Origin of the sequence: Streptomyces sp. NPDC101194 (assembly GCF_044767885.1) — a bacterium.
Lineage (GTDB): Bacteria > Actinomycetota > Actinomycetes > Streptomycetales > Streptomycetaceae > Streptomyces.
The window spans coordinates 490154-516606 of sequence record NZ_JBIWOS010000001.1 but is presented as its reverse complement, the minus strand read 5'-3'; the positions used below and the strand labels follow the sequence as shown (position 1 = coordinate 516606).

General features: G+C 71.8%; 17 protein-coding genes. 9 read left to right on the top strand and 8 right to left on the bottom strand.

The window, feature by feature from the left end:
- Positions 1-127: 127 nt before the first annotated feature.
- Complete coding sequence (locus ACIRP2_RS02245) at positions 128-775, bottom strand: disulfide bond formation protein DsbA (protein WP_404245665.1); 648 nt, start codon at positions 773-775, stop codon at positions 128-130.
- A 131-nt stretch (positions 776-906) separates the two neighbouring features.
- On the opposite strand from ACIRP2_RS02245, the gene pepN (ACIRP2_RS02240) reads away from it, so the two are divergent.
- The 4 genes from pepN (ACIRP2_RS02240) to ACIRP2_RS02225 all read left to right on the top strand — a co-directional run bounded on the left by pepN (ACIRP2_RS02240) (position 907) and on the right by ACIRP2_RS02225 (position 9578).
- Complete coding sequence (gene pepN / locus ACIRP2_RS02240) at positions 907-3513, top strand: aminopeptidase N (RefSeq protein ID WP_404245663.1); 2607 nt, start codon at positions 907-909, stop codon at positions 3511-3513.
- A 264-nt stretch (positions 3514-3777) separates the two neighbouring features.
- A complete protein-coding gene (locus ACIRP2_RS02235) occupies positions 3778-4848 on the top strand; it encodes a hypothetical protein (RefSeq protein ID WP_404245661.1) in 1071 nt (356 codons plus the stop codon).
- A 179-nt stretch (positions 4849-5027) separates the two neighbouring features.
- Positions 5028-8339: a S8 family serine peptidase gene (locus tag ACIRP2_RS02230; RefSeq protein WP_404245659.1), complete on the top strand. Its 3312-nt coding sequence runs from the start codon at positions 5028-5030 to the stop codon at positions 8337-8339.
- A gap of 210 nt (positions 8340-8549) precedes the next feature.
- Positions 8550-9578 carry an aspartate-semialdehyde dehydrogenase gene (locus ACIRP2_RS02225; RefSeq protein WP_404245657.1) on the top strand — a complete coding sequence of 343 codons (1029 nt, stop codon included), beginning with the start codon at positions 8550-8552 and terminating at the stop codon, positions 9576-9578.
- Between the two features lie 78 nt (positions 9579-9656).
- Here the strand turns inward: ACIRP2_RS02225 and ACIRP2_RS02220 are convergent, their stop codons facing one another.
- Complete coding sequence (locus ACIRP2_RS02220; RefSeq protein ID WP_404245655.1) at positions 9657-10157, bottom strand: DUF1203 domain-containing protein; 501 nt, start codon at positions 10155-10157, stop codon at positions 9657-9659.
- A 113-nt stretch (positions 10158-10270) separates the two neighbouring features.
- Between ACIRP2_RS02220 and pepN (ACIRP2_RS02215) the strand changes: the two genes are divergently transcribed.
- Entirely contained in the window at positions 10271-12844 is a 2574-nt protein-coding gene (gene pepN, locus ACIRP2_RS02215; protein ID WP_404245653.1) for an aminopeptidase N, read from the top strand.
- A gap of 186 nt (positions 12845-13030) precedes the next feature.
- On the opposite strand, the gene alc is transcribed toward pepN (ACIRP2_RS02215), so the two are convergent.
- From alc to ACIRP2_RS02190, 5 genes are all read right to left on the bottom strand, one after another.
- Positions 13031-14170, bottom strand: coding sequence for an allantoicase (gene alc, locus ACIRP2_RS02210; RefSeq protein WP_404245651.1), 1140 nt, complete (start codon positions 14168-14170; stop codon positions 13031-13033).
- 55 nt (positions 14171-14225) lie between these two features.
- Positions 14226-15149, bottom strand: a complete 924-nt coding sequence (locus ACIRP2_RS02205) for a LysR family transcriptional regulator (RefSeq protein WP_404245649.1) — start codon at positions 15147-15149, stop codon at positions 14226-14228.
- A gap of 170 nt (positions 15150-15319) precedes the next feature.
- Positions 15320-15550 (bottom strand): hypothetical protein, encoded by a 231-nt coding sequence (locus ACIRP2_RS02200; protein ID WP_404245647.1) that lies wholly within the window; start codon positions 15548-15550, stop codon positions 15320-15322.
- A gap of 55 nt (positions 15551-15605) precedes the next feature.
- The gene (gene malQ, locus ACIRP2_RS02195) at positions 15606-17861 is read right to left on the bottom strand and encodes a 4-alpha-glucanotransferase (protein ID WP_404245645.1); all 2256 of its coding nucleotides are present in this window, start codon (positions 17859-17861) and stop codon (positions 15606-15608) included.
- Positions 17862-18134: a hypothetical protein gene (locus tag ACIRP2_RS02190; RefSeq protein WP_404245643.1), complete on the bottom strand. Its 273-nt coding sequence runs from the start codon at positions 18132-18134 to the stop codon at positions 17862-17864.
- A 312-nt stretch (positions 18135-18446) separates the two neighbouring features.
- On the opposite strand from ACIRP2_RS02190, the gene ACIRP2_RS02185 reads away from it, so the two are divergent.
- On the top strand, positions 18447-21461 hold the full coding sequence (locus tag ACIRP2_RS02185; RefSeq protein ID WP_404245641.1) for a beta-N-acetylglucosaminidase domain-containing protein: 3015 nt from the start codon (positions 18447-18449) through the stop codon (positions 21459-21461).
- A 102-nt stretch (positions 21462-21563) separates the two neighbouring features.
- Here ACIRP2_RS02185 and ACIRP2_RS02180 read toward each other — a convergent pair whose 3' ends face one another.
- Positions 21564-22100, bottom strand: a complete 537-nt coding sequence (locus ACIRP2_RS02180; RefSeq protein WP_402280777.1) for an HNH endonuclease — start codon at positions 22098-22100, stop codon at positions 21564-21566.
- Between the two features lie 366 nt (positions 22101-22466).
- Between ACIRP2_RS02180 and ACIRP2_RS02175 the strand changes: the two genes are divergently transcribed.
- The 3 genes from ACIRP2_RS02175 to ACIRP2_RS02165 all read left to right on the top strand — a co-directional run bounded on the left by ACIRP2_RS02175 (position 22467) and on the right by ACIRP2_RS02165 (position 26448).
- The gene (locus ACIRP2_RS02175; protein ID WP_404245639.1) at positions 22467-23531 is read left to right on the top strand and encodes a mechanosensitive ion channel family protein; all 1065 of its coding nucleotides are present in this window, start codon (positions 22467-22469) and stop codon (positions 23529-23531) included.
- Between the two features lie 288 nt (positions 23532-23819).
- Positions 23820-25043 (top strand): ROK family protein, encoded by a 1224-nt coding sequence (locus ACIRP2_RS02170; RefSeq protein ID WP_404245637.1) that lies wholly within the window; start codon positions 23820-23822, stop codon positions 25041-25043.
- A 67-nt stretch (positions 25044-25110) separates the two neighbouring features.
- Positions 25111-26448 (top strand): ABC transporter substrate-binding protein, encoded by a 1338-nt coding sequence (locus ACIRP2_RS02165; RefSeq protein ID WP_404245635.1) that lies wholly within the window; start codon positions 25111-25113, stop codon positions 26446-26448.
- Positions 26449-26453 lie beyond the last annotated feature (5 nt).

Genomic DNA, 26453 nt, shown 5'->3' with positions numbered 1-26453 from the left:
GCCTTCCCCCGCCGCCCCCGGGGGGGGGGGGGCCGGGGGCCCCCCCCCCGGCGCGGCGCTCCCGGGGGGGGGGGGGGGGGGGGGGGGGCGGGCCGGCCCCCCCCCCCCCGCGCGGCACCGTGGGCGGTCAGTCGAAGATCGGGCCCTGCGTGCGGGTCCGCTTGATCTCGTAGAAGCCGGGGATCGACGCCACCAGGAGCGTGCCGTCCCACAGCTTCGCCGCCTCCTCGCCCTTGGGGGCGGGGGTGACGACCGGGCCGAAGAAGGCGATCTGCTCACCGTCCGCGCCCGGTACGGCGATGACCGGGGTGCCGACGTCCTGGCCCACCTTGTCGATGCCCTCCTTGTGGGAGGCGCGCAGCTCGGCGTCGTACACGTCCGAGTCCGCGAAGTCCACCAGCTCGGCCGGCAGGCCGACGTCCTGAAGCGCGCCCACGATCGCCTCGCGGGTGGGGCCCTCGCCCCGGTTGTGGAAGCGGGTGCCGAGCGCGGTGTAGAGCGGTCCGACGATCTCGTCGCCGTGCTTCTGCTGGGCGGCGACGACGACGCGGACCGGGCCCCACCCCTTCTCCAGCAGCTCGCGGTACTCCTCGGGCAGCTCGTCGATCCTGTCCTCGTTGAGGACGGACAAGCTCATCACGTGCCAGCGGACCTCGACGTCACGGACCTTCTCCACCTCCAGCATCCAGCGGGAGGTCATCCACGCCCAGGGGCAGAGCGGGTCGAACCAGAAATCGGCAGGGGTCTTGCCGGTCGCCGTGCTGTTGTCAGACATGTCTCTCCTCATGAGGGCGTTCGCGCCTGTCGGCGAGAACGCCTCCGGGCACACCGGCCATTCCCGAATGCCGGGCCGAGCGGCGACATGGGAGGATCAAACCATTCGAACGTGACACAAAGGAGTGTGCCGTGCCCGGTGAGAACCTGTCCCGCGACGAGGCCCGTGTACGGGCCGAGCTGCTGAGCGTCGACGGCTACGAGGTCGCTCTCGATCTGCGTTCCGCCGTCGGCGGGCCCGACGGGGACGGCGACGGGACCTCCTCGGGCCCGCGGACCTTCCGCTCGGTGACCACGATCCGGTTCCGCACGGCGCGGGCGGGGGCGTCGACCTTCGCGGATCTGGTGGCGCCGGGCGTGAACGCGGTGACGCTGAACGGGCAGCCGCTCGACCCGGCCGTCGTCTTCGACGGGACGCGGGTGGCACTGGAGGAGCTGCCGGAGGGCGACAACGTTCTCGTGGTCGACGCGCAGTGCGCGTACAGCCGGACCGGCGAGGGCATGCACCGGTTCGTCGACCCGGAGGACGGCGAGGTCTACCTCTACACGCAGTACGAGCCGGCCGACTCGCGGCGGGTCTTCGCGAACTTCGAGCAGCCCGACCTGAAGGCTCCGTTCCGCTTCGAGGTGACGGCACCCGAGGCCTGGACGGTCTGGAGCAACGGGGCCGAGGAGTCGCGGGACGGCGAGGTGCGGCGGTTCGCCGAGACGAAGCCGATCTCGACGTACATCACGGCGATCGTGGCCGGTCCGTACCACTACGTCACCGACTCCTACAGCCGTACGTTCGACGACGGCACGAAGCTGGAGATCCCGCTCGGCGCGCTGTGCCGCAAGGGACTCGCCCGGCACTTCGACGCGGACGACGTCTTCCTCGTCACCAAGCAGGGCCTGGACTTCTTCCACGACAACTTCGACTACCCGTACCCGTTCGGGAAGTACGACCAGGCGTTCGTGCCCGAGTACAACCTCGGCGCGATGGAGAACCCGGGCTGTGTCACGTTCCGCGAGGAGTACATCTTCCGCGGCAAGGTGACGCAGGCGTCGTACGAGAGCCGCGCCAACGTCATCCTGCACGAGATGGCCCACATGTGGTTCGGCGACCTCGTCACCATGCAGTGGTGGGACGACCTGTGGCTGAAGGAGTCGTTCGCCGACTTCATGGGCGTCTTCGCCATGGTCGAGTCGACCCGGTTCGAGGACGGCTGGATCACCTTCGCCAACAACCGCAAGTCCTGGGCGTACCGCGCCGACCAACTGCCGTCCACGCACCCGATCACGGCCGACATCCGTGACCTGGAGGACGCCAAGCTCAACTTCGACGGCATCACCTACGCCAAGGGCGCCTCGGTGCTGAAGCAACTGGTGGCGTACGTGGGGCGGGACGCGTTCCTGGAGGGCGCGCGGCACTACTTCAAGAAGCATGCCTACGGCAATACGCAGCTGGGTGATCTGCTCTCCGTCCTGGCGGAGACGTCCGGGCGGGACATGACCGCCTGGTCGCGGTCGTGGCTGCAGACCGCGGGCGTCAACTCGCTGACGCCGGTGGCGACGTACGACTCGGCGGACCGGATCACGGAGCTGGCGGTCCTCCAGGAGGCGGCCGAGTCCCATCCGGAGCTGCGGCCGCACCGGGTCGCGGTCGGGCTGTACCGGCGCGCCGCCGACGGCGGCCTGGTGCGGTACGCGCGCGCCGAGGTGGACGTGGCGGGGCCGCGCACGGTGGTCACGGAGCTGGCCGGTGCCGAGCGACCGGAGCTGATCCTGGTCAACGACGACGACCTCACGTACTGCAAGGTCCGCTTCGACGAGGTGTCCCTGGCCACGCTGCGGGCTCACCTCGGTGACATGACCGACCCGCTGGCGCGGGCGCTGTGCTGGTCCGCGCTGTGGAACCTGACCCGGGACGGGCTGATGCCGGCCCGCGACTTCGTCTCCCTCGTGCTGGCCTTCTCCGGCCGGGAGTCGGACATCGGTGTGCTGCAGATGCTGCACACGTGGACCCGGACCGCGCTCACGCACTACGCGGCGCCGGGGTGGCGCGAGGAGGGCGGCCGGGCGCTGGCCGAGGCGGCGTTGCGGGAGCTGCGGGTCGCCGAGCCCGGCAGCGAGCACCAGCTGGCGTGGGCGCGGTTCTTCGCGTCGGTGGCCGACTCGGACACGGATTTCCAGCTGCTGTCCGGGCTGCTCGACGGCTCGGCACGGATCGACGGCCTCGACATCGACCAGGAACTGCGCTGGGCTTTCCTGTCGCCGCTGGCCGCGTACGGCGTGGCCGACGAGTCGGCGATCGACGCCGAACTCGCCCGCGACGACACGGCGTCCGGGAAGCGGCACCAGGTCCGGTGCCTGGCCTCGCGGCCGTCGGCGGCGGTCAAGGCGCAGGCGTGGGCGGGCGTCGTGGAGTCGGACGCGCTGTCCAACGCGCTGGTGGAGGCGACGATCACGGGCTTCGCGCAGTCGTCGCAGCGGGAGCTGCTCGCGCCGTACACGGACAAGTACTTCGCCGCGATCGAGCGGGTGTGGGCCGAGCGGTCGATCCAGATCGGCGTGATCGTGGTCAAGGGTCTGTTCCCGGCGCTCCAGGACGATCCGTCGACGCTCGCGGCGACGGACGCGTGGCTGACCGCGCACGAGGAAGCGGCACCGGCGCTGCGGAGGCTGGTGCTGGAGGCCCGGGACGATCTGGCCCGGGCGCTGCGGGCGCAGGAGTGCGACACGGCGGCGGCCGCGGTCTGACGGATGCTCCCCGGCCGGGCACTCCCCGGCCTCGCCCCCGCCCCGGACGGACCCGATCCTCACACCGTCCGGGGCGGGGGCCTCGCGGGGCGCCCGGCCGGGCCCGCCGTACCGGCGCTCCGTCGGGCGAGACGGCGGGCGATCCTTGGCGGGACAAGCTTTTCGGTTGTCGAACGTGCGCACTTTAGGTCGACGTTGTCCTGAATTGTCGACGGGCGTGTAACAGGGGTTAGCGGCAGGGCCGGGTGCGGGATACCCCGGAGCATGACCCAGAACTCCCCGCTCTCCCCCTGTCACCTCCCCGTCGCCGGTGACGCCCGTCAACGAGTGCTGTCCGCCGCACAGTTGCGGGCACACGGCGTGTCCGCGGCGAAGGCCGCCGCACAGTGCCGGACCGGTGGGCCGTGGCAGCAGCCGCTGCCCGGCGTGTACGTCCTGCACCCGGGACCGCCCACCGCCGAGGAGCGGCTGCGTTCCGCCCTGCTGTACGCCGGCCGGCCGTCGGCGTCGGGCCGTCGGGACCTGCCCGCACAGTCGGGGCCGGGCACGGAGTCCGGGTACGGCGAGGCCATGATCACCGGGCTTGCCGCACTCGCCCTGCACGGGTTCGCGCTCACGCCACCGCCCGCCCCGTCGGCCAGGATCGATGTGCTGGTGCCGCGCACCCGGCGGCTGCGCTCGGTGCGGTACGTCCATCTCGTACGGGCCGCCGAGCCACCCCTGCCCGAGCAGGTGGGGGGTCTGCCCGTGGCGCCGGTGGAGCGGGCGCTCGTGGACGCGGTGGCGGGGCTGGGGGACGCCCCGGGCGTACGTCGCCTGCTCACCGAGGTGGTCCGCGGCGGGCATTGCGAACCGGCCGCCGTGGTGAGCGAGCTGAGCCGGGCCGGGCTGCTGGGCCTCCCCCGGGTGGTGAACGCCGTCGACTCGCTGCTCGCCGAGGGCCGGGCGCTGGCGGAGAGCCGGCTGTACGACACGGTGCGGTCGCACGGTCTGCCGGAGCCGCTGTGGAACGTGGACCTGCGACTGCCCGGCGGCCCGCATCTCGGCGGGGTGGACGCGTACTGGCCCGAACAGGCGGTCGCCGTGGTGCTCGACACCAGGGCACCCCGGCACAGCGGGCTCGACGACGACCTGCGCCAGGAGGAGCACGACGCGCAGTGGTCCTCGTACATCACCGGACGGGAGCACCTGGAGCGGCTCGGCGTCACCGTCGTCCACCTCTCGCCGACGAAGCTCCGGGACGCACGGGAGGAGCAGGCGGTCGTGGTGCGTACGGCACTGATGGCTGCCGCCACCCGAGAGCCGGCCGCGTACGTGATGATCCTTCCCCGCTGAAGTCGGGCCTCAGGGACCACTTATCTCCCGTTTCGTTCCTGATGGCACATCAGCCGCACTGGCGGAAGCCCGCCATGTCCACATCTCGCCCCCTACAACTCTCCACAAACCCCTGTCATTTACGAAAGGGTGAGCGGTCATCCGGTACCGAATTCCGGACTCTCTCTTTCACTTCAGGGATGCAGATGACCACCGAGTCCCCCAGTTCCATACCCGGGGCGAGACGCGCGGCCCGAGTCGCGGCTGCCGCCGGCCTGGTGGCCGCGCTGGCCGCCACCGGCGCCGCCCCGGTCTTCGCCGCCGACGACCCCGCCCCCGCCCCCGTCAAGTCCGCCGCCAAGGACACCACGGCCGACAAGCTCGGCACGGCCGACGCCGATCTCCTGGCCAAGGCCAAGGCCGAGGGCGAGAAGAACATCACCATGATGGTCGCCACCGCTCCCGGTGCGACCGCGCAGGTCACCAAGCAACTGGACGCCGTCAAGGGGTCCGTGCTGGGACGCGCGTACGACAAGCTCGGCTACGTACGGGCCACCGTGCCCACCGCGTCCGCCGAGGCGACCATCAAGGCGGCCTCCAAGCTGTCGTCCGTCCAAGGCATCGATCTCAAGCAGGAGATCAAGCTGGACGACCCGACGCCCGCGGCCGACCGCGCGGCCGGGACCACGGCGAAGACGAAGTCCACCGGCTCCTACCCGGCGCCGGGCGCGAAGACCCCGGCGAAGAACCCGTACAACCCGTCCTTCGAGACGGGTGCGGTCGACTTCGTCCAGCAGCACCCGAAGGCCGACGGGCGCGGGGTGACCATCGGCATCCTCGACTCGGGTGTCGACCTGGGCCACCCGGCGCTGCAGAAGACCACCACGGGCGAGCGCAAGATCGTCGACTGGGTGACCGCCACCGACCCGGTCAGCGACGGCGACGGCACCTGGCTGCGGATGACGGACTCCGTGTCCGGCCCGACGTTCACCTACCAGGGCCGCACCTACAAGGCGCCCGAGGGCTCGTACAAGATCAAGCTGTTCGCCGAGGCCGCCACCAAGGGCGGCGACATGGCGGGCGACCTGAACCGCGACGGTGACACCACCGACGTCTGGGCCGTGCTCTACGACCCGGTCACCGGCACCGTGCGCGTCGACCTGGACAACGACGGCGACTTCACCGACGAGACCGCCATGAAGCCGTACAAGGAGAAGCACCAGGTCTCCTACTTCGGCAAGGACGACCCGCGGACGGATGTCGTCGAGCGCATCCCGTTCACCGTGGAGACGCGCAAGGACGTCGTCTACAACGCGGCCGGCGACACGTCCGACTACGTGAACATCGGCGTCATCGAGAGCGAGCACGGCACCCACGTCGCGGGCATCACCTCCGCGAACGGCCTGTTCGGCGGCAAGATGAACGGTGCCGCGCCGGGTGCGAAGATCGTCTCCTCGCGTGCCTGCACCTGGTCCGGCGGCTGCACCAACATCGCGCTCACCGAGGGCATGATCGACCTCGTCGTGAACCGCGGTGTCGATGTCGTCAACATGTCGATCGGTGGCCTGCCGCCGCTGAACGACGGCAACAACGCCCGCGCCGAGCTCTACAAGCGGCTCATCGACATCTACGGCGTCCAGCTGGTCATCTCGGCCGGAAACGACGGCCCGGGTGTCAACACGATCGGTGACCCCGGCCTCGCCGACCACGTCATCTCCGTCGGCGCGTCGATCTCCAAGGAGACGTGGGCCGCCAACTACGGCTCGAACGTCACCAAGAAGTACGACATGATGCCGTTCTCCTCGCGCGGCCCGCGTGAGGACGGCGGCTTCACGCCGACCCTGTCGGCCCCGGGTGCCGCGATCAACACCACCCAGACCTGGCTGCCCGGCAGCCCGGTCAAGGAGTCGGGTTACACCCTGCCGGCCGGTTACTCCATGCTGCAGGGCACCTCGATGGCCTCGCCGCAGGCCGCCGGTGCGACCGCGCTGCTGCTCTCCGCCGCGAAGCAGAAGCACATCGAGCTGCCCCCGGCCGATCTGCGCACCGCGCTGACCAGCACCGCCACCCACATCGAGGGCGTGCCCGCGCACGCCCAGGGCTCCGGTCTGATCGACATCGTCGGCGCCTGGAAGCAGATCGAGAAGCAGGGCGCCCCGGCGCACGAGTACACGGTGAAGGCCCCGGTCGACACCGCGATCGACTTCGCGCTCAAGACCCCCGGCTTCGGCACCGGCCTGTACGACCGCGAGGGCGGCCTCCAGGTCGGCCAGAAGAAGTCGTACGACGTCACGATCACCCGCACCACGGGACCGGACAAGGCCGTCAAGCACCAGCTGTCGTGGAAGAACAACGACGGCACCTTCAAGCTGGCCGGCCCGGGCACGGTCTCCCTGCCGCTGGGCAAGCCGGTCACCGTCAAGGTCGAGGCGAAGCCGGGCAGCGCGGGCGTGCACAGCGCGATCCTGCTGGTGGACGACAGCAAGACCGTCGGCGTGGACCAGCAGATCCTCACCACGGTGGTCGTCTCCAAGGAGCTCCTGAAGCCCGCCTACGCGTTCAAGACGTCCGGCTCGGTGCAGCGCAACAGCACCACGTCGTACTTCCTTACCGTTCCGGAGGGCGCCAAGACCCTTGAGGTCTCGATGAGCGCGCTGCGTTCGGGCAGCCAGACCCGCTTCATCTCGATCCACCCGTACGGCGTGCAGATGGAGAACAGCTCCACGATCTTCTGCTACCCGAACTACGAGAACCCGACCAACACCTGCCGTCCCGACGTGCGCTCCTACAAGGACCCGCAGCCGGGCGTCTGGGAGATCGAGGTCGAGGCGCGGCGCACGTCGCCGCTGCTGGACAACCCGTACAAGCTGGATGTCTCGCTGCTCGGCGCGACCTTCGACCCGGCGGTGCAGACCATCGCCGAGGCGAAGATCGGCACGCCCGCCCCGGTGAGCTGGAAGGCCACCAACAACGCGGGCGACCTGGTGGGCTCGCTCAAGGGCGGCTCGCTGGGCTCGGCCAAGGTCGCCAAGCCGTCGATCAGGACGGGCGACGAGCAGGAGTTCGAGGTCACCATCGGTGAGGGCGTCGAGAAGCTGGACGTCGCCATCGGCGGTACGTCGGACGCCAACGCCGACCTCGACCTGTACGTCTTCCGGGGCAACACCCAGGTCGGCAAGTCCACCACGGCCGGCTCCGAGGAGTCGGTCAGCCTGGTGAAGCCGGCCGCCGGTACGTACACCGTCGTGATCGACGGCTACAGCGTTCCGGCCGGGACCACCACGTACGACTATCGCGACGTGTACTACGCGCCGTCGCTCGGCACGATCAAGGTCGACGAGTCGAAGGCCGTGAACCTGGCCAACGGCGCCTCCGCCCAGATCGGCGCCGAGGTCTCGGTCGCCGGTGCGGCCCCCGAGGGCCGGCAGTTCTTCGGCGAGGTCCACCTGGTGAACAGCCACGGAACCGCGGCGGGCACCGGCAGCGTCGTGATCGAGAAGGTCACGCCGTAGCGGAACCCGTGATCGACGCGGTGACCGCGGTCACCGTGTGATCCGTACGACAGTGGGGCGGGTGCTCGGTGGAGCGCCCGCCCCACTGCTCTGCCCGCCCGGCCGGGCGGGAGGTGTCCGCAGCGCGGACAATGGATTGGACAAGGAAGCCGTGGACATACGCATCATGGAGCGGCAACCGTGCCAGTTCGTACGTTCGAAGGAGTCCCTGTGAAGGTCGGAATCGTCGGTGCCACCGGTCAGGTCGGCACAGTCATGCGCAGGACCCTGGCCGAGCGGAAGTTCCCGGCCGACGAACTGCGGCTGTTCGCCTCCGCGCGTTCCGCGGGCTCCACGATCGAGTGGCAGGGCCGGGAGATCACCGTCGAGGACGCCTCGACGGCCGATTACACCGGGCTGGACATCGTACTGTTCTCGGCCGGTGGCGCGACCTCGAAGGCGCTCGCCGAGAAGGTGGCCTCGCAGGGCGCCGTCGTGATCGACAACTCCTCCGCCTGGCGCAAGGACCCCGAGGTCCCGCTGGTCGTCTCCGAGGTCAACGCGCACGCGATCGCGAACCGCCCCAAGGGCATCATCGCCAACCCGAACTGCACCACGATGGCCGCCATGCCCGTGCTGCGTCCACTGCACGACGAGGCCGGTCTCCAGGCACTGACCGTCGCCACCTACCAGGCGGTGTCCGGCTCCGGTCTGGCCGGTGTCGCCGAGCTCCACGGCCAGGCGTCCAAGGTCGTCACCGAAGCCGACAGGCTCACTCACGACGGCGAGGCCGTCGACTTCCCCGAGCCGGGCGTCTACAAGCGTCCGATCGCCTTCAACGTGCTGCCGCTGGCCGGCTCGATCGTCGACGACGGCTCCTTCGAGACGGACGAGGAGCAGAAGCTCCGCAACGAGTCCCGCAAGATCCTGGAGATCCCGGAGCTCAAGGTGTCCGGCACGTGTGTCCGGGTGCCGGTCTTCACCGGCCACTCGCTCCAGGTCAACGCCCGTTTCGCCCGTCCGGTCAGCGTCGAGCGCGCCTACGAGCTGCTGAAGGACGCGCCGGGCGTCGAGATCTCCGAGATCCCCACCCCGCTGCAGGCGGCCGGCAAGGACGCCTCGTTCGTCGGCCGGATCCGGGTCGACGAGACCGTGGAGAACGGTCTCGCGCTCTTCGTCTCCAACGACAACCTGCGCAAGGGCGCGGCGCTGAACGCGGTACAGATCGCGGAGCTGGTGGCGGCCGAGCTGAACGGCTGACCCGTTCGGCCCATCCGGCGAGGAGCGGGGCCGGGCGTTTCCCGGGCCCCGCTGCTCCTGTCGCCGTGATCGAGGCCGTCAGGGGCGGCGGACCTCGAAGTGCAGGCAGCCGTACTCCACGGCCCTGACGTGCACCAGCGCCACCTCCGGATCGGCGAAGGCCTCGTCGAAGGCCTCGTCGTACCCCCGCTCCTCGTCGGCCGGGATCTCCAGCAGCCGGCCGCCGACGATGTGGCCGTCGGCGTCGTAGCGCCGGACGGTACGCAGCGCCCCCGCCCGGGAGAACGGATATCCGGCCCGGTCGGCCGCGGGCCCCGCGCACTCCTCGGCGTGGATGAAGACCGGCCCCTGCTCGTCGTACGCCCCCGGCCTCGCCCACGTCTCGGACGCCCAGCGGCGCAGCGGGGCGTACGAGACGAGGGCGATCCGCTCCCCCGCCTCGTTCCCGCGCAGGCAGCAGCGCAGCGGGTGGCCGCTGTCGGTGGCGGTGTACGGAGCGCAGGGACGGCCCGCGTCGTCGGTGTCGCGGAGCTCCTTGAGCGTGGCCGGGTCGATCGGGCGTGCCTCGTAAGTGGTCATGCGTCGAGCGTGGCCCGCCGCGCAGGAACGGTCCGGCGGAAAACGGACATCGCGCTGCGCGCAGGTCGCATGGAAGGATGACCGGAAACGTCACACACCAAGGAGATGACCGCGTGCCTGGCACCAATCTGACCCGCGAAGAGGCACAGGAGCGGGCGCGCCTGCTGACCGTGGACGCGTACGAGATCGATCTCGACCTCTCCGGAGCGCAGGAGGGCGGGACCTACCGGTCCGTCACCACCGTGCGCTTCGACTCCGCCGAAGCCGGTGCGGAGACCTTCATCGACCTGGTCGCCCCGGCCGTGCACGAGGTCGAGCTGAACGGCAGGGCGCTGGATGTCGCAGCCGTCTTCCGCGACTCGCGCATCGCGCTCCCGCACCTGGCCGCGGGCTCCAACGAGCTGAAGGTCGTCGCCGACTGCTCGTACACCAACACGGGTGAGGGCCTGCACCGCTTCGTCGATCCGGTCGACCAGCAGGCGTACCTCTACACCCAGTTCGAGGTGCCGGACGCGCGCCGCGTGTTCGCGAGCTTCGAGCAGCCCGACCTCAAGGCGACGTTCCAGTTCACCGTGAAGGCGCCGCAGGGCTGGACGGTCATCTCGAACTCCCCGACGCCCGAGCCGCGGGACGACGTCTGGACCTTCGAGCCGACGCCGCGCATCTCGACGTACATCACCGCGCTGATCGTCGGCCCGTACCACTCGGTGCACAGCAGCTACGAGAAGGACGGCCGGTCCGTTCCGCTCGGCATCTACTGCCGCCCGTCACTGGCCGAGTACCTCGACGCGGACGAGATCTTCGACGTCACGCGGCAGGGCTTCGACTGGTTCCAGGAGAAGTTCGACTACGACTACCCCTTCACCAAGTACGACCAGCTGTTCGTCCCGGAGTTCAACGCCGGCGCGATGGAGAACGCGGGCGCGGTCACCATCCGCGACCAGTACGTCTTCCGTTCGAAGGTGACGGACGCGGCGTACGAGCGCCGTGCGGAGACCATCCTGCACGAGCTGGCGCACATGTGGTTCGGCGACCTCGTCACCATGGAGTGGTGGAACGACCTGTGGCTGAACGAGTCGTTCGCCACGTACACCTCGGTCGCCTGCCAGGCGTACGCGCAGGGCTCGAAGTGGCCGAACGCGTGGACCACGTTCGCCAACACCGAGAAGACCTGGGCCTACCGCCAGGACCAGCTGCCCTCCACGCATCCGATCATGGCCGACATCCGTGACCTGGACGACGTGCTGGTCAACTTCGACGGGATCACCTACGCCAAGGGCGCCTCGGTCCTGAAGCAGCTCGTGGCGTACGTCGGCATGGACGAGTTCTTCAAGGGCGTCCAGGCGTACTTCAAGGCGCACGCGTTCGGCAACACCCGGCTGTCCGATCTGCTGGGCGCGCTGGAGGAGACCTCCGGCCGCGACCTGAAGACCTGGTCGAAGGCGTGGCTGGAGACGGCGGGCATCAACATCCTGCGCCCGGAGGTCGAGACGGACGAGAACGGCCACGTCACGTCCTTCACCGTCCTCCAGGAGGCCCCGGCCCTCCCCGCCGGCGCGAAGGGCGAGCCGACGCTGCGGCCCCACCGCATCGCGATCGGCTGCTACGACCTCGACGCGAACGGCAAGCTGGTCCGTACGAACCGGATCGAGCTGGACGTCGACGGCGCGCGCACCACCGTTCCGTTCCCGGCCGGTACCGCCCGCCCCGCCGTGATCCTGCTCAACGACGACGACCTCTCGTACGCGAAGGTCCGTCTCGACGAGGAGTCGCTGCGTGTCGTCACCGAGCACCTCGGCGACTTCACCGAGTCCCTGCCGCGCGCCCTGTGCTGGGCCTCCGCCTGGGACATGACCCGCGACGGCGAACTGGCGACCCGCGAGTACCTCTCCCTGGTGCTCTCCGGCATCGGCAAGGAGTCGGACATCGGCGTCGTCCAGTCGCTGCACCGCCAGGTGAAGCTGGCGCTGGACCTGTACGCGGCGCCGGAGTGGCGCGAGGCCGGGCTGACGCAGTGGACCGAGGCCACGCTCGCGCACCTGCGCGCGGCGGAGCCGGGCAGCGACCACCAGCTGGCCTGGGCCCGCGCCTTCGCGGCGACGGCCCGCACCCCGCAGCAGACGGACCTGCTGCAGTCGTTGCTCGACGGCAAGGAGACGGTCGAGGGCCTGGCCGTCGACACGGAGCTGCGCTGGGCGTTCGTGGAGCGGCTCGCGGCGGCCGGTCTGCTCGAAGAGGACGAGATCGCCGCCGAGTACGAGCGCGACAGGACGGCGGCGGGCGAGCGCCACGCGGCGACCGCCCGAGCGGCGCGTCCCACGGAGGAGGCGAAGGCGGAGGCGTGGGCCTCGGTCGTCGAGTCCGACAAGCTGCCGAACTCCCTCCAGGAGGCGGTCATCGCCGGCTTCGTCCAGACCGACCAGCGCGAGCTGCTGGCCCCGTACACGGAGAAGTTCTTCGCGGCGGTCAAGGGCGTCTGGGAGTCACGCAGCCACGAGATGGCGCAGCAGATCGCCGTGGGCCTGTACCCGGCCCTCCAGGTCTCGCAGGCCACCCTGGACGCCACGGACGCCTGGCTGTCCTCGGCCGGGCCGACCGCGGCCCTGCGCCGCCTGATGTCCGAGTCGCGCGCGGGCGTGGAGCGTGCCCTGAAGGCCCAGGCGGCGGACGCGGCGGCGGCCGCGTAGGCCGGGGCTCCGGACTGCCGGGGCGGGTACGGTGCGCGGCCGACGGGGCCGGGCACCGTACCCGCCCCTTTTTCGTCGGTCGCCTCGTGGGCACGTGTGGAAACCGCCCGTCGGGCGGGCGCCGATGCGCAACCGTCCGACGGGCGGGGCAGAAGGGGATGCGGGGAGGAGAAGGGCACCGGGCCGTTACGCGCCCGCCTCCTCGTAGCGCCGGGTCAGCTCGGCGGCGCCCGTCTCCGTCAGGCTTCCGTGCAGGCGCATCCGGGCGACTCCGCCGTCCGGGAAGGCGTCGAGGCGGACGTGGGTGACGATCGCCTGGGCGCGCAGGGGGAAGCGGTGGAGGGTGTCGGGCTGGAGCCTGGTGCGGGGGATGATCTCGAACCACTCGCCGGTCTCGCCGTTGCGGCCCTGGAGGGCGATCCAACCGGCCGCGTTGCCCTTGAGGTAGGCCGTGTCGATCTCGACCGCGCGGACCGCGCCCTGGGCGGGGAGGCGGAAGCGGACCCAGTCGTTCGTGTCGCGGACCCGGCGGCGGCGGTTCTCCCAGCCGTCGTCCATCTTGCGGGAGGTGCCGGGCAGGATGATCTGGGTCGGCGAGGAGTAGAAGCGGTCGGAGGCGTCCTCGTAACTGCCGCCGTTCAGGACCGAGAGCAGGTCGAACGTGCCGAGGGTGGCGAGCCAGGACGGGTCGGGGAGGACCTCGCCGTGGACGCGGAGGCGGGCGATGCCGCCGTCGGGGTGCTGGCAGAGGCGGACGTGGGTGTAGCGGCGACCGCCGGTGATCTCGAAGCCGTTGGCGGCGTGGCCGCGTACCGGGGTCGGCGGAACGATCTCCTCCCACTTCACGTCGTCCGCGAGGAGTTCGGCGGGGCTCGGCGAACCTTCGACCGCCGTGGCCTGGATCGAGACGCGCTGCGGGTAGTTGCCGCGGAAGTGGGCGGTGTCGACGACGATGCCGCGGATGATGCCGGGGGCGCCGAGACGGATCAGGGCCCAGTCGTGCTCCTCGGGGGCCGGGAAGGGGTGGGCCGCGTCCGCGCCGCGTCGGCGGCGGGTCTCCCAGCCGTCCATGATCTTGCCCTTGTGACCGAAGTGCTCGGGGTCGAAGACCGCGCGCTCCCGGACGAGGAGGTTCTCGCGCTCGGCGAAGAACTCGTCGTTGGCGGCGATCACGCCCGCGCCGAGCCGCCGGTCGGCGAGGTCGACGAGTTCGGTGAAGGGGAGGTCGGTGGTGCGGTAGTCGGCGTACGGGTCACCACCGCCGTACGGGGCCGCGTCGTTGGCGTGGGGGTTCTCCTGCTGGTTCTCGTTCTCGTCGAAGGTCATGGGTCCACTGTCGCGGGGAACAACCCATCAGGTCCATCGAAAGTTTTTGCATTGTTTATTCAGTGGAGCTGAATGATTTGGCTGTTTCGGTGAGCGCGGCCAGGACTCGGGCCGCCGCCGGCCCCTGCTCGGCCCCCTGCCGTACGGCCGCCACCACATGGCGTCGCGGCTGATCGGCTTCGAGGGCGCGCATCACCACGCCGCCCCGGCCCTGCCGTTCCGCCGACGCCATGCGCGGGATCAGGGCGACTCCCATGCCCGCCTCGACCATGGCCAGGATCGCCGTCCAGCCGGAGGCGCTGTGCGCCTGCTCCGGTACGAATCCGGCGGCCTCGCAGGCGGCCGTCGTGATCTGCGACCAGGGTCCGGAGCCGCCGTAGATCCAGGGGTCGCCGGAGAGGTCCGCCAGCCGGAGGGCGGGGGCCGCGGCGAGGTGGTGATCCGCGGGCAGCGCCACGTCCAGCGGATCCGCCAGCAGGGGCAGCACGGCGAACCGGGGATCGCGGGCCGTCGGGGCGTGGGCGGCGAGGGACAGCGCGAGATCCACCTCACCGGCGACCAGGAGTTCGTACGCCTGCGCGGCCTCCGCCTCCCGCACCCGTACGTCCGGCCCCGGGCGTTCCTCGGCGCGCAGCCGCTGGATCGCGGGCACGACGAGGGCGGGCACCGCCGTGGAGAACGCCCCGATCCGTACCTCTCCGGCCTCGCCGCGCAGGTAGCCGGCCAGTTCGGCGTCGGCGCGCTCCAGCTGGGCGAAGACGGCTTCGGCGTGCCGCAGCACGAGATGAGCGGCGTCGGTGAGACGGACCCGCCGGCCCTGCGCCTCCAGCAGCGGTACGCCGAGCTGCCCCGACAGGTTGGACAGCTGCTGCGAGACCGCGGACGGGGTCATCAGCAGAGCCTGCGCGGTCGCGGTGACCGTGCCCCGGTCACGCAGGGTGCGGAGGATACGGAGCTTCTTGATGTCCCACTCGATCATGGCCGCAACCTACCGGCCCCCGGAACGGGGCGTCCGGGGCCGGACATGCCTGTGCGCCGCACGGTAGGGGGTACCTGCGGCGCACATGGGAGGAGCCCCGGTGCCCGGGGCGTGCCGAAGTGCGGCGCGAGCCCGGCTCGCGTCTCCGGCGTCCTCCTGAGGGACTGCCCTCAGGCCTGCTTCCTGGACTTGTCGAGGACCATGACCAGGCCGGCGATGATCACGAACAAAGCGATGGGGGCCACGACGTACAGACCGATGGTCTGCATCACGCTCAGGCCCGGACCGGGGTCGTCACCGGCGTCGCGGGTGAGCGCGAGCGCGGGGGATGACATGAGCAGCATCATCAGCGTCGTTCCGGCCGCGACGGCGCCGGCGCGCATAGCGTTCTTCTTGTCCACGGTGCAAACGTAGCGCGCGCCCGGAACGGACGCGCGCCCGGGGTGCTGTACGAGGTCACGGGCGGGGTTCCGGTCGGGACCCCGGGGGCGCCTCGCGGGGCGCGAGGACATCCATCAGTCGGTGGAGACGGGGTGCGACGGCCAGCTCCTCCAGGGTGACGGGGTGGCCCTCCGCGTCGGCCACGGGCAGACGCCAGTTGGGGTACTGGTCCCAGGTGCCGGGGAGATTCTGCGGGCGGCGGTCGCCGAGCGCGTCGGGAAGCCAGACCCCGACCATGCGGGCGGGGGTGCGCAGCAGGAAGCGGTGCACGGCGCGGACGGCACCCTCCTCGTCGCCCTCCCCCTCCGGAAGCAGACCGAGCCGGGCGAGATACCCCAGCCACTCGGCGGTGTCGGTCGCGTCGGCCGTCGCTTCCTCCGCGAGGCCGCCGGCGAGCAGGCCGAGGCGGTGGCGCAGTCTCACGTGGTCGCCGGTCAGCCGGGCGGCGGTGGACGGCAGATCGTGCGTGGTGACGGTGGCCAGGCAGCCCTCGCGCCACTCCTCGGGGGGCAGGGGACGCCCGGAGCCCGCCCAGTCCCGTTCGAACCAGAGCACGGAGGTGCCGAGCACGCCGCGCCGCGCCAGCGCCTCGCGCACCCCCGGTTCCACGGTGCCGAGGTCCTCCCCCATGACGACCGCGCCGGCCCGGTGCGCCTCCAGGACGAGGACGGCGAGCATCGCCTCCGCGTCGTGACCGACATAGGTGCCCTCGGTGGGCGGGCGCCCTTCGGGCACCCACCAGAGCCGGAACAGGCCCATGACGTGGTCGATGCGCAGGGCGCCCGCGTGGGCGAGGAGTCCGCGCAGCAGCCCGCGGTAAGGGGCGTAGCCGGACGCGGCGAGGGCGTCGGGGCGCCAGGGCGGCAGGCCCCAGTCCTGACCGTGGGCGTTGAAGGCGTCCGGGGGTGCGCCGACGGACATGCCCTGCGCGAGGGCGTCCTGCTGCGCCCAGGCGTCGGCGCCGCCGGGGTGCACTCCGACGGCGAGGTCGTGGACGATGCCGACGGCCATTCCGGCGTCCAGGGCGGCGCGCTGGGCGGCGGCCAGCTGGCTGTCGGTCAGCCAGGCGAGCCGGCAGTGGAAGTCGACCCGGTCCATCAGCTCGCGGCGGGCGCGGGCGGTCGCCCGGGAGCGGGGGTCGCGGAGCGCGGCCGGCCAGCTGTGCCAGTCGGAGCCGTGCACCTCCGCGAGGGCGCACCACAGGGCGTGGTCCTCCAGGGCCTGTCCCTGCTCGGCCAGGAAGTCGCAGTACGCGGCGCGGCGGCCCGGTGTGAGGGGCACGTCCACCACGAGTTCGAGGGCCTGGCGCTTGAGCTCCCAGACGGCGTCCCGGTCGATCAGGGCGCCCTTGTTCAGAACGGTGTCGCCGAGGGCCACCGCGTCCTGCCGCAGATCGTCGAGCGCGCCCCGGTCCGGCACGTGCCCGTACTCGGGGACGGACTCGACGTGCAGATGGACGGGGTCGGGGAAGCGCCGCGACGACGGGCGGTACGGGGACGGATCGGTGGGATCGCCGAGCACGGCGGCGTGGAGCGGGTTGACCTGGACGAATCCGGCGCCGAGCGCCCGCCCGGACCAGGCCGCGAGATCCGCGAGGTCCCCGAGGTCCCCCATGCCCCAGGAGCGGGCGGAGAGCAGGGAGTAGAGCTGGACGAGGAATCCGTGGCTGCGGGCGGGCGGCTGCGGCACCCGGGACGGGGCGACGACGAGCGTGCAGCTCGCGCTCCGGCCGTCCGGTACGCCTACGCCCAACCGGTGGACCCCGAAAGGTGGTTCGACCCACCAGGCGGGGGTCGGGGACGCACCCGCACCCGACACTTCGCCCGCGCCGGCGCCGGAATCCGCGCCCGGCCCGACACCCACGTCCGCTGCCGTGTTCCCGCCCGTGCCCCTGCCTGCCCCCGCGTCGGCGGCGGCCCGTCGCGAAACGGCCGGTTCCGGTCGGTCCGGCCGGACACTCATCCGCGGGATCGGGGGCGATCCGGCGTCCTCCAGTCCGACGTGCAGCGTGGTACCGGGCGGCAGGGCGGTCAGCGCCCGGGGCAGCGGCTCCCCGGTCCACACCACCAGCGTCGGCGGAAGCAGCCGGGCCGCGGCCGAGGACTCGGCGACGGCGAGTGATTCCCGTACGGCTTCGGGCGTGGCGGCGTCCACCCCGAGCGCGGCGAGCACGGCGACGACCGTGTCGTCGGCGACGGTCACCGTGACATCGGCGGACGGGGAGTAGGAAGTGGCGACGCCGTGCAGTGCGGCGAGCCGGGACAGGCCCATTCAGACTCCTGGGGACTCCATGCCCCACGCGGTGCCGGACGAGGCCGGTTCGCTGGTCAGTGGGGCGTTGACGGCGAGAGGAGGTTCGCTGGTCAGCGGCGTGGCGTCGGCGAGCGGCGGCTCGCTGGTGAGAGGTATCGCGTCGGCGAGCGGCGGCTCGCTCGTCAGCGGGCCGGGGCCGGTCGCGGGGCCCGGGAAGGCGGCGGGCAGCGGGGTGGGGCCGGACACCTGTTTGGAGAGGGCGGAGAGCAGGAGCTGCGCGGCAGCGGGCATGGCGGCCTCCTGGCCGTGGCGGAACAGGACACAGCGCGCCTACCCAGCGGGCTCGACCGCAGACGTAGGCGTTACCACAACGAGTTCAACGTGCTCTGGGTCACATTCCGTTCCCCGGCGGCCGGTTCTCCGCAAGTTGTCCGCTCTTTTCGGCCATTCGGCGTCGTCCTTGGCGTCGCCGCCGGTTCTCGGCCCGCCCCTCACCCCACCTGCCGCATCGGGCATTTGCGGCACAACAACCACCCGCATTGACACCCTCGCGCGCGGGTGGTGGGCTCGGAGCCCGTGCGAGGGAAGCGAGGGAGAAGAGCGATGCGGCTCAGGCGCGGAAAGCAGGCAACGGCCGTCGCGGTCGCCGTACTCGGCGGTCTGCTCTCCACGGGCACTCCGGCCGCCGTCGCGGCCCCGTCGGCGCCCGGCTCCCCCACCGTCACCACGCCCGACCGTGCCGACGACGGCGCCGTTCCCCCGGTGTGGCCCCGCCCCCGGTCCATCAAGGCCTCCGGCCCGTCCGTGCCGCTGGCCGACGAGGTCACGCTCGTGGCCGACGCGCACGCCGATCCGTACGCCGTGGACGCGCTGCGGCAGGTCCTGCGGGACGCGGGCGTACGGACCGTCCACGAGGCGTTGCCGGGCCGCGGCCCGGTCGTCCGGCTCGACGGCGACGGCGCCCGGGACGTCCTGCGCACGCTGCGCGCTCCCGAGCGCGGGGATCTGCCCTCCGGCGGCTACCGCCTCGCGGTCGGCCGGTCGGCGGGCCGGGACACCGTCGCCGTGGAGGGCGTCGGCGAGGACGGCCTCTTCCACGGTGTGCAGACGCTGCGTCAGCTCATCCGGGACGGGGGCTTCGCCGGGGTCACCGTCAGGGACTGGCCCGGCACCGCCGTCCGCGGGATGACCGAGGGCTTCTACGGGCAGCCGTGGACCCGGGCGGAACGGCTGGCGCAGATCGGCTTCATGGGGCGTACGAAGCAGAACAGGTATCTGTACGCGGCGGGCGACGACCCGTACCGGCAGGCCCGCTGGCGCGACCCGTACCCCGCCGACCGGCGCGCCGACTTCCGGGCGCTGGCCGAGCGGGCCCGCGCCGAACATGTGACGCTCGGCTGGGCCGTCGCCCCCGGACAGGCCATGTGCATGTCGTCCGACGCCGACGTGAAGGCGCTGACGCGGAAGCTCGACGCGATGTGGGCACTGGGGGTGCGCGCCTTCCAGCTGCAGTTCCAGGACGTCAGCTACAGCGAGTGGCACTGCGACGGCGACGCCGACGCCTTCGGCAGCGGCCCCGAGGCGGCGGCCCGCGCACAGGCGCGGGTCGCGAGCGCGGTGGCGCGGCATCTCGCGGACCGTCATCCGGGGGCGCAGCCGCTGTCGGTGATGCCGACGGAGTTCTACCAGGACGGGGCGACCGACTACCGCACGGCGCTCGCCGAGGAGCTGGACGACCGGGTCCAGATCGCCTGGACCGGTGTCGGGGTCGTGCCGCGGACCATCACCGGCGCGGAACTGGCCGGTGCCCGTGCCGCGTTCCGGCACCCGCTGGTCACGATGGACAACTACCCGGTCAACGACTACGCGCAGGACCGCATCTTCCTCGGCCCCTACACCGGCCGGGACCCGGCGGTGGCGGCGGGTTCCGCGGCGTTGCTGGCCAATGCGATGGAGCAGTCGTCCGCGTCCCGCATTCCGCTGTTCACCGCCGCCGACTTCGCCTGGAACCCTCAGGGCTACCGGCCGCGGGAATCCTGGCAGGCGGCGATCGACGATCTGGCGGGCGGCGACGCCCGCACCGGGGACGCGCTGCGCGCGCTGGCCGGGAACAGCGCGGGGTCCGTCCTGGGCGGCGACGAGTCGGCGTATCTGCGGCCGCTGCTGGCCGCGTTCTGGAAGTCCCGTACGACCGCCGACGCCACGGCGCGGGCCGGTGCGGCGCGCGCGCTGCGCGAGGCCTTCACCGTGATGCGGGAGACCCCGCAGCGGCTGAGGGCAGTGGGCGACGGCCGCCTCGACGACGAGGTGCGCCCGTGGACGGAGCAGTTGTCCCGGTACGGCCGGGCGGGCGCACTGGCCGTCGATCTGCTGGAGGCCCAGTCGCGCGGTGACGGGGCCGCCGCGTGGCGGGCCTCGCTGGCGCTGGAGCCACTGCACGGGGCCACGAAGGCGAGCGGTGCGACGGTCGGCGAGGGCGTGCTGGGCCCGTTCCTGGACCGGGTGCGCAAGGAGGCGGACGCCTGGACGGGCGCGGACCGCGGCGTCGGTACGGTGACCGAGGCCCCGGGCAGCCATACGGTCCGGCTGAACCGGTCGCGCCCGGTGGAGACCGTGACGGCGATGACCGCGCCCGGCGGCTCGGTGGCCGGTGCGACGCTGGAGGCCCATGTGCCCGGCGAGGGCTGGCGCCGCCTCGGCACCTTGTCGGCGACCGGCTGGACCCAGACGCCGGCCGGGGGGCTGCGCGCCGACGCGATCCGGATCAGCTGGCCCGTGGGCGGCCCGTCCACGCCGTCGGTGGTCACGGGCCCGTTCGTCCCGGGCAGCCGGACGGGAAGCGGCGCTCCCGGGAACGCGTCGGCCCGGACCCCGCGGGTGCGCGCGCTCGTGCCGTGGTTCGGCGACGAGCCCGCCGCCCGGCTCGACCTGGCGCGCGAGGAGACGGACGCCGTGATCGGTGGCGCACCGCAGCGGGTCGAGGCGCGGCTGGCCGCCCGGCGCCCCGCCGAGGTGCGCGGCAAGCTCACCGCGCGGGCGCCCGAGGGCATCGAGGTGAGCGTGCCGAAGCAGACCAGGGTGCCGCGTGGGTCCCGCACCGACGTTCCCGTCGAGATCACGGTCCCCGCGGGCACCCCGGCCGGTGAGTACGAGGTGCCGTTCAGCTTCGGCGACGAGCGCAGCACGCTCACCGTCCGCGCGTACCCGCGCACGGCGGGCCCCGATCTGGTGCGCACCGCCACCGCGTCCTCGTCCGGCGACGAGACCCCGGACTTCCCGGCGTCGGCCGCCTCCGACGACGATCCGGCGACGCGCTGGTCCTCACCGGCCGAGGACGGCGCGTGGTGGCAGGCGGAGCTGCCGCGGCCGGTCCGGCTCGGCCAGGTGGTACTGCACTGGCAGGACGCGTACGCCTCCCGCTACCGCGTCCAGGTCTCCGCGGACGGCCGCAACTGGCGCACGGCGGCGACCGTGCGCGACGGACGGGGCGGGCGCGAGTCGGTCCGGATGGACGCGAAGGACACCCGCTACCTCAGGATCCAGGGCGACGACCGGGCCACCGAGTTCGGCTACTCCCTCTGGTCGGTCCAGGCGTACGCCGTCGCCGCGACGGAGTGACGCCCCTGCGGCGCGCCTCCGCCGTCCCCGGAGGCCTCCGGCCGGCACGGCCGTCCCCGAAGGCCCCGGTACGGCCCCGGGGACGACAGAGGCCCGGATCCCTCAGGCTGAGATGCCGTCGATCCGGGCCATGGCGTCGTCCGCGCCGAAGGGTTGCAAGTACGGCAACCAGCGCGGGTCGCGATGTCCCGTCCCGATGATGCGCCAGGCGAGGCCCGTCGGCGGGGCGGGCTGCTGGTGCAGCCGCCAGCCGAGCTCCGGCAGGTGCCGGTCGGCCTTGACGTGATTGCAGCGGCGGCAGGCCGCCACCACGTTGTCCCAGGCGTGCTGTCCGCCGCGACTGCGCGGAATGACGTGGTCGACGCTGGTCGCGGTGGCGCCGCAGTACATGCAGCGCCCCCCGTCCCGGGCGAACAGCGCCCTGCGGGTCAGTGGGACGGGCCCCCGGTAGGGGACCCGTACGAACCGCTTCAGGCGGACGACGCTGGGGGCCGGTACGACCCGGGTGGCACTGTGCATGAAGGCGCCCGACTCCTCAAGACAGATGGCCTTGTTTTCGAGCACGAGGACGAGCGCGCGGCGGAGCGGTACGACGCCGAGCGGCTCGTACGACGCGTTGAGAACCAGGACATGCGGCACGGTGGATGCCTCCTTGTACGCCGGCGGCGCGTGGCTCGCGCCGGGACGATCCGATCTCAGTTTCTACTCACGCCTGGTCGAAGCGCCACCACGTGCGGGTAACGGGCCGGAAGGATTTTTCCCCGCTCGCCGCGACCGACACCGCCCCTGCCCGGTGGAACAGGCGCTTCCGGCCCCCGGCCGGGGCGGCCCCGGCCAGGTGTGCGATCGGCCACACGCCACCCGTACGGACCCCGCCCCCCTCCCTCTTCCCGGCTCCCGTTTCACCCTTCCTGGACGTGTCTGTCCCCTTGCTCACGGCAACGGAGCACTCCCGATGCCCCGTTAGTGTGGTTGGTCCGCCGTCGTCCACCTGGAGGTTCCACCGTGTCCTTGTCCGCCCTGTTGGCCGCAACTCCGTCCCCCGGGGCCGGGACCTCGTTGGACGAGGCCGCCGAGCAGGCCGGCAACGCCGCGGGCTGGGTGGAGGAGAACTGGTCCATCTGGCTGAGCACCGGTCTGCGCATCGTGCTCATCGCCGCGGTCGCGGTCATGTTGCGCATCGCGATCCGCCGTGCCCTCACCAAGCTCATCGACCGGATGAACCGCAGCGCCCAGGCGGTGGAGGGCACCGCGCTGGGCGGACTGCTGGTCAATGCGGAACGCCGTCGTCAGCGCTCCGAGGCGATCGGTTCCGTACTCCGCTCCGTCGCGTCGTTCCTGATCCTCGGCACGGCCGCCCTGATGATCCTCGGCGCGTTCCAGATCAATCTGGCCCCGCTGCTCGCCTCCGCCGGTGTGGCCGGTGTGGCGCTCGGTTTCGGTGCCCGCAACCTGGTCACCGACTTCCTCTCCGGTGTCTTCATGATCCTGGAGGACCAGTACGGCGTGGGCGACACCGTCGACGCGGGCGTCGCCGCCGGCGAGGTCATCGAGGTCGGTCTGCGGGTCACCAAGCTGCGCGGCGACAACGGCGAGATCTGGTACGTCCGCAACGGCGAGGTGAAGCGGATCGGCAACCTCAGCCAGGGCTGGTCGACGGCGGGCGTCGATGTGACGGTGCGCCCCACGGAGGACCTCGACAAGGTCCGTGCGGTCATCGACGGGGCCGCCGCGGCGATGGCCAAGGAGGACCCGTGGAACGAGCGGCTGTGGGGCCCCGTGGAGATCCTGGGCCTGGACTCGGTGCTCCTGGACTCGATGACGGTCCGGCTGACCGCGAAGACGATGCCGGGCAAGGCACTCGGCGTGGAGCGCGAGTTGCGCTGGCGGATCAAGCGGGCCTTCGACGAGGCGGGCATCCGGATGGTCGGCGGCGTCCCGGCCCCGGCGGACGCGCCTTCCGCGGCCGACCCGACGGCCTCGATGGCGGCCCCGTCCGCGTACGCCTCGGCGACCTCCCCGCAGTCCCTGGCCACGGCTCCGATCCCCCCGCCGAACCTCTCGAAGTAAGACCGCCCGGCCGGGCGGCGCGCGTCCGGCCGGGCGTGTGAGGGGCGCCCCGCGAAGTCTGCGGGGCGCCCCTCACACGTATGTCCGTGAGCGGGACGGCGTGACCGCAACTGCGTTCCCCCATACCCTGATCGGGAAGGCACCGGCAAGAACCCCCGTGTTCCGCAGGCGCCCCAGGTAACGCTTTGGTAGCCACCGGAGCGCTGCCCATTGACGGCCCGGTGACGTGCGCATACCGTCCTCTCACCGAATAGGAAACTTTCCTAACAGAGGGCAGGTGCAGTGCTCATGGCCGGAACCACACCGGGCACCCCCCGCGTTCTGCGCGCCATGAACGACCGGGCCGCCCTCGATCTGCTGCTGGAGCACGGGCCCCTGTCCCGGACCAGGATCGGGAAGCTGACGGGGCTCTCCAAGCCCACCGCGTCGCAACTGCTGGCGCGGCTGGAGGCGGCCGGACTGGTCGTCGCGACCGGGACCGTGGCGGGGCGGCCGGGGCCCAATGCCCAGCTGTACGCGGTGAACGCGCGGGCCGCCCATGTCGCGGGGCTGGATGTCAGCGCCCGGCGGATCGTGGCCGCCGTCGCCGATGTGACCGGAGAGACGGTCGGGGAGTTCGAGCTGCGCACCCCGGGCCGGCGCGCCGACTCCGTGGTGCGGCAGGTGGCGGACGCGCTGGACGGGGCGGTCAAGGACGCCGGGCTCACCCGCTCCGATGTGCACCGGGTCGTCATCGGCACTCCGGGCGCCTTCGACCCCGGCACCGGGCGGCTGCGCTACGCCTCGCACCTGCCCGGCTGGCACTCCCCCACCCTGCTGGACGAGCTGGCGGCCTTCCTGCCGATGCCGGTCGAGTACGAGAACGACGTGAACCTGGTCGCGGTGGCCGAACAACGGCGCGGCGCGGCGCGCGGGCACGACGACTTCGTCCTGCTGTGGAACGAGGAGGGGCTCGGCGCCGCCCTCGTCATCAACGGGCGGCTGCACCGCGGCTTCACCGGTGGCGCCGGCGAGGTCGGCTTCCTCCCGGTGCCGGGAGCCCCGCTGGTCCGCCAGGTCACCAAGGTGAACGCGGGCGGGTTCCAGGAGCTGGCGGGGGCCCAGGTGCTGTCCCGGCTGGCGCGGGAGCTCGGCATCGACGACGAGCTGAGCCGGGCCTCGGGCACGCATCACGAGGTCGCGGCCCGGCTCGTCACCCGGGCCGCCGAGGCCGCGGAGTCGGGCGAGGACGGCCCGTACCCCCGGCTGCTGGATCGGTTCGCCACCGGACTCGCGACCGGCCTCGCCTCCATGATCGCCGTGCTGGACCCGGAACTCGTCGTGCTGTCCGGCGAGTTGCTCGCGGCCGGCGGGGAGCAGCTGCGCGGGCGGGTCGAGTCGGAACTCGTCGAACTGGCCGCCTCCCGGCCGCGGCTGATCACCGGTGAGGTGACGCACCGCCCCGTACTGCGCGGCGCGCTGGAGAGCGCGCTCGCCACCACCCGTGACGAAGTCTTCGACACCTCGCGCTGACCCTCTTGCCCACCGCTTCCTTCCCTCTCGCCCTGTTCCTTCCCCACCTTCATCGGGAGACACCGCCATGTCCGGAAACCGCCGGAAGTCGGCCGCCGCGCTCGCCGCGACCGCCGCGCTATCGCTGTTCGCCTCCGCCTGTACGGGCCAGAGCAACTCCGGTGCCCATGATGACGCCTCCAAGGAGACGACCATCAATTTCTGGCACGGCTGGAGTGCCCCGAACGAGGTCGCCGGGATCAAGGCCACGGTCGACGCGTTCACGAAGGCGCACCCCAACATCCATGTGAAGATCGTCGGCAACATGACCGACGACAAGATCAACCAGGCGCTGCGGGCGGGCGGTTCGAACGCCCCGGACGTCGTCTCGTCGTTCACCACGAACAATGTCGGCAAGTTCTGCTCGTCGAAGGCGTTCGTCGATCTGAACCCCTTCCTGAAGAAGGACGGGATCGACCCGGACAAGACCTTCCCGAAGGCCATGAACGAGTACACGCAGTTCGACGGGGTGCGCTGCACCGTGCCGTTGCTCGGTGACGCGTACGGCCTCTACTACAACAAGGACGCGTTCGAGGCGGCCGGCATCAGCGGCCCGCCGAAGACCTGGTCGGAGTTCGCCAAGGACGCCAAGAAGCTGACGAAGACCAAGGGCGACTCGTACGAGCAGCTCGGCTTCATGCCGAACTACCACGGCTACGAGTCGACGACCGAGCACTACCTCGGCAGCTGGGACCCGAAGTACTTCGACGCGGACGGCAAGTCCAACATCGCCGAGGACCCGGCGTTCGCCACCATGCTCGCCGCCCAGAAGAAGCTGGTCGACGACCTGGGCGGCTACGAGAAGCTGGAGAACTACCGCACGGCGTTCGGTGACGAGTGGGGCGCCAAGCACCCGTTCCACACCGGCCAGGTGGCCATGCAGCTGGACGGCGAGTGGCGGCTCGGGATGGCCGAGGAGACCAAGCCGAAGTTCGAGATCGGGGTCGCCCCGATGCCCGTCGCCGACGACCAGGCCGACACCTACGGCAGGGGTTATCTGACCGGCACCATCGCCGGCATCGCCGCCACCTCTCAGAAGCAGAACGCGGCGTGGGAGCTGGTGAAGTACATGACGACCGACACCGACGCGGTGGTCGGCTTCGCCAACGCCATTCACAACGTGCCGTCCACGCTGGAGGCGCTGAAGTCGCCGAAGCTGAAGTACGACCCGCGGTTCAAGACGTTCCTGGACATCGCCGCGAACCCGAACAGCACCACCACCCCGCCCTCCGTGAACGGCGGCGCGTACCTGGTGTCCCTGCAGAACCTCGGATTCGACATCGAGAAGGGCAAGCAGAAGGACATCGAGGCCGGTCTGGAGAAGACCGCCGAGGAAATCGACGCGGCGATCGCACAGGCGAAGTAGAGCCG

Bases quoted from the DNA above. Each gene is read 5' to 3' on its own strand.
- ACIRP2_RS02245 (WP_404245665.1), bottom strand. From the start codon at position 775: ATGTCTGACAACAGCACGGCGACCGGCAAGACCCCTGCCGATTTCTGG.
- ACIRP2_RS02235 (WP_404245661.1), top strand. From the start codon at position 3,778: ATGACCCAGAACTCCCCGCTCTCCCCCTGTCACCTCCCCGTCGCCGGT.
- ACIRP2_RS02230 (WP_404245659.1), top strand. From the start codon at position 5,028: ATGCAGATGACCACCGAGTCCCCCAGTTCCATACCCGGGGCGAGACGC.
- ACIRP2_RS02220 (WP_404245655.1), bottom strand. From the start codon at position 10,157: ATGACCACTTACGAGGCACGCCCGATCGACCCGGCCACGCTCAAGGAG.
- alc (WP_404245651.1), bottom strand. From the start codon at position 14,170: ATGACCTTCGACGAGAACGAGAACCAGCAGGAGAACCCCCACGCCAAC.
- ACIRP2_RS02205 (WP_404245649.1), bottom strand. From the start codon at position 15,149: ATGATCGAGTGGGACATCAAGAAGCTCCGTATCCTCCGCACCCTGCGT.
- malQ (WP_404245645.1), bottom strand. From the start codon at position 17,861: ATGGGCCTGTCCCGGCTCGCCGCACTGCACGGCGTCGCCACTTCCTAC.
- ACIRP2_RS02190 (WP_404245643.1), bottom strand. From the start codon at position 18,134: ATGCCCGCTGCCGCGCAGCTCCTGCTCTCCGCCCTCTCCAAACAGGTG.
- ACIRP2_RS02185 (WP_404245641.1), top strand. From the start codon at position 18,447: ATGCGGCTCAGGCGCGGAAAGCAGGCAACGGCCGTCGCGGTCGCCGTA.
- ACIRP2_RS02170 (WP_404245637.1), top strand. From the start codon at position 23,820: ATGGCCGGAACCACACCGGGCACCCCCCGCGTTCTGCGCGCCATGAAC.
- ACIRP2_RS02165 (WP_404245635.1), top strand. From the start codon at position 25,111: ATGTCCGGAAACCGCCGGAAGTCGGCCGCCGCGCTCGCCGCGACCGCC.